Origin of the sequence: Pseudomonas sp. GW460-12-10-14-TSB1 (assembly GCF_017349775.1) — a bacterium.
In the GTDB taxonomy this organism is placed as follows: domain Bacteria; phylum Pseudomonadota; class Gammaproteobacteria; order Pseudomonadales; family Pseudomonadaceae; genus Aquipseudomonas; species Aquipseudomonas piscium.
The window spans coordinates 1-11,136 of sequence record NZ_JACNAC010000100.1 but is presented as its reverse complement, the minus strand read 5'-3'; the positions used below and the strand labels follow the sequence as shown (position 1 = coordinate 11,136).

10 protein-coding genes are annotated in these 11,136 nt (G+C 65.6%); 2 read left to right on the top strand and 8 right to left on the bottom strand.

Going from position 1 to position 11,136, the window contains the following annotated elements; genetic code table 11:
* Positions 1 to 7: 7 nt before the first annotated feature.
* The 7 genes from J4D52_RS29915 to J4D52_RS29885 all read right to left on the bottom strand — a co-directional run bounded on the left by J4D52_RS29915 (position 8) and on the right by J4D52_RS29885 (position 7,854).
* Entirely contained in the window at positions 8 to 967 is a 960-nt protein-coding gene (locus tag J4D52_RS29915; RefSeq protein WP_102678234.1) for a D-isomer specific 2-hydroxyacid dehydrogenase family protein, read from the bottom strand.
* Entirely contained in the window at positions 964 to 2,151 is a 1,188-nt protein-coding gene (locus J4D52_RS29910; protein ID WP_102678233.1) for an acyl-CoA dehydrogenase family protein, read from the bottom strand. Before J4D52_RS29910 ends, J4D52_RS29915 begins: the two co-directional genes overlap by 4 nt.
* A 36-nt stretch (positions 2,152 to 2,187) precedes the next feature.
* Positions 2,188 to 3,198: an ABC transporter substrate-binding protein gene (locus J4D52_RS29905; protein ID WP_102678232.1), complete on the bottom strand. Its 1,011-nt coding sequence runs from the start codon at positions 3,196 to 3,198 to the stop codon at positions 2,188 to 2,190.
* The gene (locus tag J4D52_RS29900) at positions 3,195 to 4,547 is read right to left on the bottom strand and encodes an LLM class flavin-dependent oxidoreductase (RefSeq protein ID WP_102678231.1); all 1,353 of its coding nucleotides are present in this window, start codon (positions 4,545 to 4,547) and stop codon (positions 3,195 to 3,197) included. Before J4D52_RS29900 ends, J4D52_RS29905 begins: the two co-directional genes overlap by 4 nt.
* 27 nt (positions 4,548 to 4,574) lie before the next feature.
* The gene (locus J4D52_RS29895; protein WP_102678230.1) at positions 4,575 to 5,546 is read right to left on the bottom strand and encodes an ABC transporter substrate-binding protein; all 972 of its coding nucleotides are present in this window, start codon (positions 5,544 to 5,546) and stop codon (positions 4,575 to 4,577) included.
* A gap of 119 nt (positions 5,547 to 5,665) precedes the next feature.
* On the bottom strand, positions 5,666 to 7,249 hold the full coding sequence (locus J4D52_RS29890; RefSeq protein WP_102678229.1) for a rhodanese-related sulfurtransferase: 1,584 nt from the start codon (positions 7,247 to 7,249) through the stop codon (positions 5,666 to 5,668).
* Positions 7,246 to 7,854, bottom strand: a complete 609-nt coding sequence (locus tag J4D52_RS29885; RefSeq protein WP_102678228.1) for a cysteine dioxygenase — start codon at positions 7,852 to 7,854, stop codon at positions 7,246 to 7,248. The genes J4D52_RS29890 and J4D52_RS29885 overlap by 4 nt, the downstream gene beginning before the upstream one ends.
* Positions 7,855 to 8,074: 220 nt before the next feature.
* On the opposite strand from J4D52_RS29885, the gene J4D52_RS29880 reads away from it, so the two are divergent.
* Both J4D52_RS29880 and J4D52_RS29875 read left to right on the top strand, forming a co-directional pair.
* Positions 8,075 to 8,980 (top strand): LysR family transcriptional regulator, encoded by a 906-nt coding sequence (locus J4D52_RS29880; RefSeq protein ID WP_009049085.1) that lies wholly within the window; start codon positions 8,075 to 8,077, stop codon positions 8,978 to 8,980.
* A 129-nt stretch (positions 8,981 to 9,109) separates the two neighbouring features.
* Positions 9,110 to 9,904 (top strand): class II aldolase/adducin family protein, encoded by a 795-nt coding sequence (locus tag J4D52_RS29875; protein WP_102678265.1) that lies wholly within the window; start codon positions 9,110 to 9,112, stop codon positions 9,902 to 9,904.
* 69 nt (positions 9,905 to 9,973) lie between these two features.
* Here J4D52_RS29875 and J4D52_RS29870 read toward each other — a convergent pair whose 3' ends face one another.
* Complete coding sequence (locus J4D52_RS29870; protein WP_063430853.1) at positions 9,974 to 11,062, bottom strand: LLM class flavin-dependent oxidoreductase; 1,089 nt, start codon at positions 11,060 to 11,062, stop codon at positions 9,974 to 9,976.
* Between the last annotated feature and the right edge of the window lie 74 nt (positions 11,063 to 11,136).

Here is an 11,136-nt window from a genome sequence, read left to right as displayed (position 1 = left end):
GCACCAGCTAGTAGCCACGCTCCAAGTTCGCCGGATTCTCCAGGGGTTGGCCAGCAAGAAAACGCTCGAGATTGGCCAGGAAACCGTCGGCAATCTCATGCCGGCTGTTGGTGGAGACCGACGAGGTATGGGGCGACAGCCGCACCCGGGGATGGCTGTACAGCGGATGGCCGGCCGGCAGGGGTTCGGGTTCGGTGACGTCCAGCGAGGCCAGGCCGATGCGCCCGCTGTCCAGGGCCGCGAGCAGGGCGTCCTGGTCCAGCAGGCCGCCGCGGGCGATGTTGATCAGGTGCAGGCCGGGCCTGGCGCTGGCCAGCACCTCGCGGTCGACTATATGCCGGGTCGCTTCGGTCAAGGGCGCCGCCAGCACCAGATGGTCGCTAAGGGCGAACAGCTCATGGATATCCCGCGCCGCCTGCACGCCCTCGACCTCGAACGGCGCCTGGCTCTGGCGCAGGGCGAGCACATTCAGGCCCAGGGCCCGGGCCTTGCTCGCCAGGCTGCGGCCAATGGCGCCAAAGCCGAGAATCCCCAGGGTGCTGCCCTTGAGTGGGGTCAGCGCGGTGAAATTCCAGTGCGGGTCATGCACCCAGATCTGCGGCAGGTGCTTGGCCGCGGCGAAGATCGCGGCCAGGGCGAACTCGGCGATGTTCTCGGCGCCGCTGCCGCGCAGGGTGCTGACCGGCGGGCCGTTGAACAGCCACCTGGGGTAGAAGTCGATACCGGACGACACCACCTGGACCCACTGCAACGCATAGGGCCAGCCGGGAGGCGGGGTATCCGGGGCCAGGTAACCGCGGACATTGATCGGCCGCGCCAGCAGGATGCTGACCTCGGCCGGCAGGTCGCTGGGCACGCCGACGGGAACGTCGAGCACCTTGGCCCCCGGGTGAGTCAGCGCCAGGCGCTGGCGGATCACAGCGTTGAAGTCGGCATCCAGTTGGCTGGCGATAACGAGCTGGGTCATGGCGTGTCCTTGTTCTGGCGCTGGGCGAATACCGCCTTGCCGACGCCTTGCAGCACGGCATCGTTCTGCGGGGTGTGGACACGGCCGCAGAGCACATCGCGGTAATGCCGTTGCAACGGGCTGTGGCGCGACAGGCCGGGGTTGCCGGAGGCCTCGATGGCCAGCTCGACGGCGCGAATCGCGTTGCCGGTCACCAGGTACTTCAACTGCGCGGCGTTGCTCGCCGGCGTGCGGCCTTCGGCGGCGGAATCCAGCAGGCTGCGATTGGCGAACAGCAGGGTGTCGATATGGCCGAGGGTTTCCTGGAAGCGCGGCAGGGTCGCCAGCGCCGCGCCGAGGTTGGATGGCTTGCGCGTTTCCAGCCAGCCCACCAGCCAGTCCCGCGCGGCCTGGGCGATGCCGTCGTAGACCGCCGACAGCAGCACCGCCATCCACAGGAACCCGTCGCCATCCAGCTCCGGCTGCGGCGCGCTCCAGGGGCTGACGCTGACGGCGTGGTCCAGCGGCACCAGTACATTGTCGAACAGCACTTCGTGGCTGCAGGTGGCACGCATGCCCAGGTGGTCCCAGTCCTCATTGATGCTGATGCCGGGGCTGTCCTTGTGCACCAGCCAGGCGCCGACCAGCGGGTCTTCGTCGGTACTACGGGCCCAGACGCTGAACCAGCTCAGGCCATGGCTGCCGGTGGAGTAGATCTTGCGCCCGCTGATGCGCCAGCCGGCGGCGGTGCGCCGGGCGATGGTCGCCGGCAAGCCGCCGCGGGCCGGGGTGCCAAGGTCGGGCTCGACCCGCAGGGCATTGATCAGCGCGCCGTCGTGCACCGCGTCGGCGGCCACCCGCAGGCGCAGGGCTTCGGGCCAGCTCTTGCTGTCTTGCAGGCGCGAGTGCTGCAGGTACTGCATCACCAGGATCAGCGCGGTGGAGGGTTCGCCCTTGGCCACCGCGCTGATCACCTTGCGCGCCAGGGCCAGGCTGGCGCCGCCACCGCCCAGGTGCTTGGGCACCGTCAGGGCCAACAGGCCATGCTGATGCAGCAGGGCAAAGTTGTCCCGGGGAAAGGCGCCGCTCTCGTCATACAGGTGGGCCGTGGCGCCGAGTTGCTGGCCGATACCTTGCAGCAAGGCGTCGAAGTCGGCGACCTCGACCGGGTGCAGCAAGGGCGGCAGTGGGGAAGAAAGACTCATGGTGAGTTCACTCGATCAAGGAGGCTGGGAGCCGGTTCATAGCGGCAGCAAGGCAAAACTTCGGTCCCACAGGGGGCTGACGTCGAGCCGTTCGCTGAGCACGCCGGCGTCGAAGAACAGGTCGGCGACGGCCTGCTGCGAGGCGATGGCCTGGTCGTTGACTTTGACGATCTTCGACGGCTGGCTGCGGTTGTTGTACATGTCGAGGAATACCGCCTTGTCGACGCCCAGCAACTGCGCCGACTTGGCCGCCCAGGGCTCGGGGTTGTCGTTGATCCATTCCAGGGTGCGCGCCTGGCGCTGGATATAGTCCTGGATCACCTGCTTGCGCAGCGGCTCTTCCAGGGCCGCCGGCCGCGCGGCGATCAGGTAATTGCCGGACAGGTAGCCCAGGGCGGTCTTCAGCACCCGGGCGCCACTGCGGAATTTCGCCAGCTGGATAAACACGCCATAGATCACCCAGGCGTCGAGCTGGCCGCTCTGGAAGGCGCTGAACCCATCCTGCGGGGTGAGCGCCACCGCGGTGATGTCGTTCATGCTCAGGCCCTGTTCCTTCAAGGCCTTGATCAGGAAGTAGTGCGAGGTGGTGGAACGCACATAGCCGACCCGCTTGCCGCGCAATTGGCCGACCGACTCGACCTTCGAGTCCTTGGGAATCAGGAACACCTGGTTGTTCACGTCGCCTTGCAGCACCGCGATCAGGCGTGGCTGGCGATGGCTCTGGATCGAGAAGATCGGCGGGATCTCGCTCATCCCGCCAACGTCCAGGCTGCCCGAGGCCAGGGCCTCGACTATCAGGTTGCCGCCGGCGAACTCCGAGTATTCGACTTTATAGGGGGTGTTGGCGGTGCCGGCATCCTCGACGAAGTAGGAGTCCTGCCCGCGGTAGGTGGCGACTCCCAGGGTCAGGTCGGCCAGGCTGTTGCCCTGGGCGAACGCACGGGACGCGAAGCCCAACGACGACAGCCCCAGTGATGAAAAGCCCAGGGCGCCAAGGGCCAGCGAGCTGGCGGTTAGGAAGCCGCGACGATTGAGGTATTCGCTCATGCCACGGCCTCGCTCTGGGTTTCGCTGGCCTGGGACGCAGCAGCGTAGCGGTTGACCGGCACCGGCAGGCCGAGGTTGTCGCGCAGGGTCTGGCCGCTGTATTCGTCGCGGAATACACCGCGCTGTTGCAGCACCGGCACCACGAGCTCGGTGAAATACTGCAGGCCGTCCGGCAGCAGCGAATTGATGATGAAGCCGTCGGCGGCGCCGCCTTCGAACCAGGTTTGAATGGCGTCGGCGACCTGTTCGGGCGTGCCGACGAAGTCGCGCCGTGGCCGGGAGAAGCGCAGGGCCACTTCGCGCAAGCTCAGGCCTTCGTCGCGGGCCAGCTGCTTGATCCGCTCCGAACCGCCTTTCTGGCTGTTGGCGCCGAGGTCGCCGAGTTCCGGGAAGGGCGCGTCCAGCGGGTACAGGCTGAAGTCGTGGTCGTTGAACGGCCGGCCGAGGGCGACTATGGCGTCTTCGATGCTCACCAGCGCCACCGCCTGCTGGTAGCGGTCTTCGACCTCCGCCGCATCGCGGCCAACGATAGGGCGGATGCCGGGCAGGATCGACAACAGCTGCGGATCGCGGCCAAAGCCACTGGCACGGCGTTTCAGGTCCTGGTAGTAGGCGCGGGCTTGGTCGAAGCCCTCGGCGTTGACGAAAATCGCATCGGCATTCTCGGCGGCGAAATTGCGCCCGTCCTCGGAGGTGCCGGCCTGGAAAATCACCGGCTGGCCTTGTCGGGAGCGGGCAATGTTCAGCGGGCCTTTCACCGAGAAGAATTCGCCCTGGTGCTCCAGGGCATGCAGCTTGCCGGGGGTGAAGAATTCGCCGCTGTGCTTGTCGTAGGCGAAGGCGTCGTCTTCCCAGGAATCCCACAGGCCCTGGACCACCGCCACATGTTCCTTGGCGATGCGGTAGCGCACGGCGTGGGGCGGGTGCTCGGCCTTGCCGAAGTTGTCGGCGGTGCCGCTGAGCCAGGAGGTGACCACGTTCCAGCCGGCGCGACCGCCGCTGATATGGTCCAGCGAGGCGAACTGGCGGGCGACCTGGAACGGCTCGGTGTAGCTGACGGTGACGGTGGCCACCAGGCCGATATGCCGGGTGCTGGCGGCCAGGGCCGAAAGAATGGTCAGCGGCTCGAAGCGGTTGAGGTAGTGCGGGCTGGATTTTTCATGGATGTGCAGGCTGTCGGCGATGAACACGAAGTCGAACTTCGCGGCCTCGGCCAGCTGCGCCTGCTGCCTATAGAAGTCGAAGTTCACGCTGGCGTTGGCCAGGGCCCGCGGGTGGCGCCATTCGCCCCAGCCGTGACCGACGCCATGGACCATCGCGCCGAGTTTCAATTGACGTTGTTTGCTCATGGTGGTGCTCCTGAGTCTGTCGCTGGGTCAGCGGGATGCCTGGTTGAGTTGCACGCGCGGGGCGTTGAAGCTCTTGTCGAAGCCTTGGGAGACATCGATGGGGCGGGTGAGGATGCCTTCCTCGCGGTAGATGTCCGCGGTGGCTTGCAGGCCGCCGATGACCTGGTCGTCGATCGCCACCGGCTGCATGTGCGTGGCCTTGGCCACCGCCAGGTGCACGGCCAGCGGCAGGCCGGTGACCTGGGCCTGGGCGGCGGCGAACTCCTGGGGATGGGCGTTGGTCCAGCGGTAGGCGCGATCGACCCGGGCGACGAAGTCTTCGAGCTGCTGGCGTTTGTCGGTGATGGCCTGGCGGGTGGCGGCCAGGTACAGGTGGTTGCTCAGCAGGCTGTCGCCGCTGGCCAGCACCTTGGCCTGGCTCTGGGTGGTGGCGATGGTGGTGTAGGGGTCCCAGGTCGACCAGGCGTCGGCGCTGCCGTTGTCCAGGAGGATGCGTGACTCGCTGGGCAGCAGGTAGATGAACTGCACATCCTGGGTGCTCAGGCCGACGCTGCGCAGGGCCTTGATCGCCAGGAAGTGGCCGATGGAGCCGCGGGTGGTGACGATGCGCTTGCCCTTGAGGTCGCGGGCGTCGTTCAGCGGCGAATCCCTGGGCGCAAGAATGGCCGTGGTGTAGCGCCCCTCGGCGTGGATGATGCTGACCACCTTGAGCGGCGCGCCGGCGCCAAGGGCGAATGCATAGGGCGCATCGCCCAGGGCGCCGATATCCACGGCACCGGCATTCAGCGCCTCGCCCAGGGGCGCGGCGGCGGGGAACTCGGAGAACTGGATGTCATAAGGCACGTCCTTCAGCTCGCCGGAGACTTCCAGCAGGACCTTGATCGTGGATTTCTGATTGGCCACCCGCAGCGGCTGCAGGTCGGCGGCCTGCACCGTGGCGGCGAGGCAGAGAGTGGCAGCCAGCAACAGCTGGGTGATGAAGGGCAGGGTAACGCGCATGACGACAGGCTCCAGGCGGGTGTCGGTGGTTGGGGTCACCTCCGCCTGGAGAAAGGGGTCGGTCCGGGTGTTGCGTCGGGTGGCTTATGGGCCGGTGAAGGCCCATAAGCCGGGCTGTTTCAGATCACATAAAAACCATGGGTGCCGTCGCGGGCCAGCTGGTCCACCAACCCGAACTCCCAGTCCAGGTAGGCTTGCATGGCTTCGCGGGGGTTATCGGTGCCCTCGTAGGGCCGGCGATAACGGTCGATGCGCGGCGAGGCCAGGCGGGTTTCGCCCGTCTCCAGCGGCAGCTGCGCGGCGATCCAGCTGGCGGTGCCCTGGTGCAGCAGGAACACCGCCTTGCCGGTCAGGGCCTCGACCTCGGCGACCGCCAGCCGCGCCAACTGGCTGCTGCCGCAGGTCAGCACATAACGTTCGGCCGGCGGCAGCTTGGCCAGGACTTGCGGCAGTTGGGCGCGCAAGGCCCACCAGGCGCCCGGGATATGCCGCTTGACGTAGTTGGCGCTGCTGGTGAAATCCAGCACCAGAGTGCCGCCTTCGCCCAGCCACTGGGCCAGGGTGTCCGGGCTGATTTCCTCGGCCTGGCGCGGCGCGGGCACTGGCGCCTGCCAGGGGCCTTGTTCGCTGAAATGCGCGGGCTGCAAGTCGTCCAGCACGTAGACCTGCCAGCCCAGCTGCGCCAGCCAGGAGGCGGACATATTGGCGCGCACGCCATCGTCGTCCACCAGCACCAGGCGCGCGCCGCGCACGCTGGCGAAGTGATCGGTTTCCTGCACCAGCTGTCCGCCGGGGGTGGAGCGGGCGCCGGGCAGGTGGCCGGCCTCGAATTCTTCCGGGGTGCGCACGTCGAACAGGTAGGTGCTGCGCTGCGTTTCCTGCTGCCAGCGTTGCAGCTCGCTCAGAGTGGCGCGGCCCACCCGCGCCTTGTCGGCTACCCGACGGGCGTCATCGGCAGCGATAGCGCGATGGGCTTCGCTGGTAGCAGCGAAGCGCCGCGACTGGTCGTGTTCCAGCGCCTGCCCGGCCAGGGTCCAGCCGATGGTGCCGTTGCGCAGGGCAGCCACCGGGTTGGCGATGCCGGCGTTGATCAAGGATTGGGTGCCGATGATGCTGCGGGTGCGTCCGGCGCAGTTGACGATAATGCGGGTCGCCGGGTCCGGCGCCAGCTCACGAGCGCGCAGCACCAGTTCCGCCCCCGGCACGCTGATGCCACGGGGAATGCTCATGGTCTGGTATTCGTCGAAACGCCGGGCGTCGAGCACCACCACGTCAGCCTGGCTGTCGAGCAGGGCCTGAACTTCTTCCGCCGCCAGGGACGGCGTATGCCGTTGGCTTTCCACCAGTTCGCCGAAGGCCTTGCTCGGCACATTGACGTCGATGAACAACTCGCCACCGGCGCTGCGCCAACCCTCCAGGCCGCCCTCAAGCAGGTTCACATTGCTGTAGCCCAGCGCTTGCAGGCGTTGCGCGGCGCTGTCCGCCAGGCCTTCGCCATTGTCATAGAGGGTGATTGGGGTATCGCGCCGGGGAATCCGTGAATACACCTCCAGCTCCAGTTTCGACAGCGGGATATTGGCGGCGAACAGCGGATGCCCCTGAGCGAAAGGCGCCTCTTCGCGCACATCGACGAGGGCCAGCTCTTCACGGTTCAGCAGCGCCTGGCGGATCTGCGGGTAGGAGCGGGTAGGTGCTGTGCTCATAGGGCTTGGCTCTCTTTGGACAGGTCCCAGATATTGGGCAGGAAGGCGTTGGAATAACCGGAAATGAACAGTTTCTCGCTGCCGTCGCTCTGGTACACCGCGCGGCGCACGGCACCGATATTGGCGCCATAGACATGGATGCTGATGGACACCTGATCGTCGAAGGCGTTGCTGACCTGATGGATGTCGCCGATCTTCGGCGACACCGCCTCGACCTGGCCGGGCAGCAGCTGAATCCGCTTGCCTTCGGCCCGCAGGCTGCCGTCGTCGTGACGGACGAACCCCTGGGAGTACTCCGAGCCGCGCAACATGCCGATCAGCCCCCAGACCCGGTGGTCGTGGATCGGCGTGCGTTGCCCCGGCCCCCAGACAAAACTGACGATGCTGAAGCGCTGCCGGGAGTCGGCATGCAGCAAATATTGTTGATAGCGCTCCGGATCGGGGCGGGCGAAGTCCTCGGGCAGCCAGTCGTCATGGCTGACCAGCTGCGCCAGCAGCTTGCCGCCGCGGTGCAGCAGATCGCCTTCGCGGGGGTTGCTGTCGATCAGCTCCGCCAGGGCGCCTATGAATGCTCTGAGTCTCTCCGGGTGTCGGGCCTGGGTCATGGCGATTCCGTGGTCGTGGTCTAGGTTAGTTATCATGATTTAAGCATAATGATTTTTCTTAATATGCTATTTTTTTATGATTAGGTTATAGCCGAAAGGAATTTAGAACCCTTGTGAATAGCGTTAGACGTTATCGATAGATGCGCCAGGCTATCCAGCCACTCACATTCAAACTATGCTTTTCGAACATCTTAATGACTGTTCTCTATGTGCGGGCCAAATGAAAATTGATGATATCGACGCCTTTGTCGAAGTGATTCGTTGCCAGTCCATCAGCCATGCCGCCGAGACCTTGCAACTGACGCAACCGGCGATCACCCGGCGAGTGCAGAACTTCGAGCAGGCCTTGGGCGTGGAGCTGTTCGACCGCAATACCAAGCCGCTCAAGCCGACCCTGATCGGTACCCGGGTGTACGAGCAATGCCGGTTGATCCTGCGGGAGATGGATGCCCTGCGCGAACTGGTGGCCACCGACGCGCCGCCCACCGGGCTGTTGCGCCTGGGCGTGCCGCAGACCATCGGCGATGTGGTGTTGCTCGATGCCCTCAAGCACCTGCGGGTCGAATACCCCGAACTGCGCGCCCAGGTGGCGACGGGCTGGGGCAGCCAGCTGGTGGGCAAGATCGAGCGCGGCGAGCTGGACGCGGCGGCCGCGCTGTTCCCGGCCGGCAAGATCTTCCCGGACAACATCATCGGCGAGTCGATCGGCAAGATGGAGCTGGTGGTGGTCTGCGCCAAGGCGCAATTGCCCAAGCGCCCGTGCAAGCTCGCCGACATCTACCAGAACGGCTGGATTCTCAATCCGGACGGCTGCGGCTTCCGCGCCGGGCTGCAACGCACCCTGTCGGACCAGGGCCTGGCCCTGCGGGTCAACCTGGAAACCTTCGGCACCGAGTTGCAGCTGGGTCTGGTGGCCGACGGCCTGGGTCTCGGCCTGGTGCCGCGGCCGTTACTGGAGCGCAGCGCCCACCGCGAGCAACTGGCGGTGATGCCGCTCAAGGACTTCAAGCCGGTGATGGACCTGTGGCTGATCTACCCGCATTTTCTCGGCAACCTGCAAGGGCCGGTGGATGCCTTTGGCAAACTGGTCGCCGGCTCGCTGCAGAAGATCAAGAGCGCTGCATAAGGGAGAGAACGGGGCAGTTTAAAATAAAAAAAAATGATAATTAGCTTAGATTAAAATGTGCTTTTTATTATTTTTTGCCTTCCCCTAGGCTGACTGGAGTTCCTTAAAGGCCATCCAGGAAGTTTTGCCATGAGCAGCGTCAGCCCGTTATCCAGCGTCTCGAAAAATGTCCGCCAGCGTGTCAGCCCCGAAGAGTGGGAGGTGCGCGTGAAGCTCGCCGCGGCCTACCGGCTGGCGGCCTTGTACAAGTGGACCGATCACATCTACACGCACTTTTCCGCGCGGGTGCCGGGGCCCGACGAGCATTTCCTGATCAACGCCTTCGGCTTGCTGTTCGATGAAATCAGCGCCTCCAACCTGGTCAAGGTCGACATCGACGGCACCCTAGTCGACGACCCCACGGGCCTGGGCATCAACTACGCCGGTTATGTGATCCACAGCGCGATCCACGGCGCTCGCCCCGACCTGCACGCGGTCCTGCACACCCATACTCGCGACGGCATCGCCGTGTCCGCCCAGCGCGACGGCCTGCTGCCGATCTCCCAGCATGCCATCGGCTTTTCCGGGCGCGTGGCCTATCACGGTTACGAAGGCATCGCCCTCGACCTCGACGAGCGCGAACGCCTGGTGGCGGACCTGGGGGACAAGAGCGTGCTGATCCTGCGCAATCACGGGTTGCTGACCGCGGGCATCAGCGTCGAGCACGCGTTCCAGCAACTGCAGACCCTGGAGCGCGCCTGCAACATCCAGATCGCCGCCCAGGCCAGCGGCAATGCCGAGCTGATCTTCCCGCCGGCCGAGGTGGTGGCCAAGGTCGAGAAGCAGGCCGAGGCCTTCAAGAGTGGCGACGGACCGGGCGTCGCCCGGCATTGGAATGCGCTGATCCGCCAGTTGGAGCGCAGCGATACGGCTTATAAGGAGTAACGAAGGGGCAAATAAAAAGAGGGCTTGCCGCGTGGCAAGCCCCCCTTTTTTGCCCCGTGATTATTAGCCTCAGGCGACTTTTTCCGCGGCCAGCCGTTCGCGCTCGGCCACCAGTTTGCGGGTCAGCGGGATCAGGCGCTGGCCATAGTCGATGGCATCCTCGAGCGGGTCGAAACCGCGGATCAGGAAGGTGGTGATGCCCAGGTCGTAGTAGTCGAGCAGGGCTTCGGCCACTTGCTCCGGGGTGCCGACCAGGGACGTCGAGTTGCCCTGGGCGCCGAGCAGCCCGGCGATGCCGGTCCACAGGCGCTTGTCCAGGCGCGTGCCCTGGGCCGCTGCCGCCAGCAGGCGGCGCGAGCCTTCATTGGGTGGTTCGCGGCGGACAAAACCGTTCTGTTCGGCCAGGGCGGTGGCCTGTTGCAGGATGCGCTCGGCGCGTGCCCAGGCCTGCTCCTCGGTGTCCGCCAGGATCGGCCGCAACGACAGGCTGAACCTGATGCTGCGGCCATGCTTGGCGGCTTCGGCGCGCACCTGGGTCACCACTTCGCGCACCTGCTCGTAGGTTTCGCCCCACAGCGCATAGACGTCCGCATGCTTGCCGGCCACCGCGATGGCCGCCGCCGAGGAACCGCCGAAATACAGCGGGATGTGCGGCTGTTGCGGCGACTGCACCGCCGAATACGCGCCCTCGACCTGGTAATACTGGCCTTGATAGTCGAAGGGCTGGTCACGGGTCCATTCCTGGCGCAGCACGTCCAGGTATTCGTCGGTGCGGGCGTAGCGCTGGTCCTTGTCGATGTAGCTGCCGTCGGCGCGCAGTTCGCGGTCGTCGCCACCGGTGATGATGTGCACCGCAGTGCGCCCGCCATTGAACACATCCAGGGTGGTGAACTGGCGTGCGGCCAGGGTCGGCGCGGCGAAACCCGGACGGTGGGCGATCAGGAACTTGAGCTTTTTCGTCACGCTGGCGGCGTGCGCGGCGATCAGGGTGCTGTCCGGGCTGTTGGAGTGGAACGCCACCAGGGCGCGGTCGAAGCCGGCGTCTTCATGGGCACGGGCGACTTTCTCCACGTAGTCGGGTTGCAGGACGGGGCCGCTGCGCGGGTGGATTTCCGAGGCGTGGTGGCCGCCGATAAAACCGATGAATTCGATACTCATGGTGGACTCCTTGTTTTCTTCCAATAGTTTGCCAATAGGCGTGATTCAAGCCTCCACCGGGCAAGGGGTCGGTC

What these genes read in the sequence shown, in the direction of transcription:
- J4D52_RS29915 (WP_102678234.1), bottom strand. Translation starts at nt 967, where the DNA reads ATGACCCAGCTCGTTATCGCCAGCCAACTGGATGCCGACTTCAACGCT.
- J4D52_RS29910 (WP_102678233.1), bottom strand. Translation starts at nt 2,151, where the DNA reads ATGAGTCTTTCTTCCCCACTGCCGCCCTTGCTGCACCCGGTCGAGGTC.
- J4D52_RS29905 (WP_102678232.1), bottom strand. Translation starts at nt 3,198, where the DNA reads ATGAGCGAATACCTCAATCGTCGCGGCTTCCTAACCGCCAGCTCGCTG.
- J4D52_RS29900 (WP_102678231.1), bottom strand. Translation starts at nt 4,547, where the DNA reads ATGAGCAAACAACGTCAATTGAAACTCGGCGCGATGGTCCATGGCGTC.
- J4D52_RS29895 (WP_102678230.1), bottom strand. Translation starts at nt 5,546, where the DNA reads ATGCGCGTTACCCTGCCCTTCATCACCCAGCTGTTGCTGGCTGCCACT.
- J4D52_RS29890 (WP_102678229.1), bottom strand. Translation starts at nt 7,249, where the DNA reads ATGAGCACAGCACCTACCCGCTCCTACCCGCAGATCCGCCAGGCGCTG.
- J4D52_RS29885 (WP_102678228.1), bottom strand. Translation starts at nt 7,854, where the DNA reads ATGACCCAGGCCCGACACCCGGAGAGACTCAGAGCATTCATAGGCGCC.
- J4D52_RS29880 (WP_009049085.1), top strand. Translation starts at nt 8,075, where the DNA reads ATGAAAATTGATGATATCGACGCCTTTGTCGAAGTGATTCGTTGCCAG.
- J4D52_RS29875 (WP_102678265.1), top strand. Translation starts at nt 9,110, where the DNA reads ATGAGCAGCGTCAGCCCGTTATCCAGCGTCTCGAAAAATGTCCGCCAG.
- J4D52_RS29870 (WP_063430853.1), bottom strand. Translation starts at nt 11,062, where the DNA reads ATGAGTATCGAATTCATCGGTTTTATCGGCGGCCACCACGCCTCGGAA.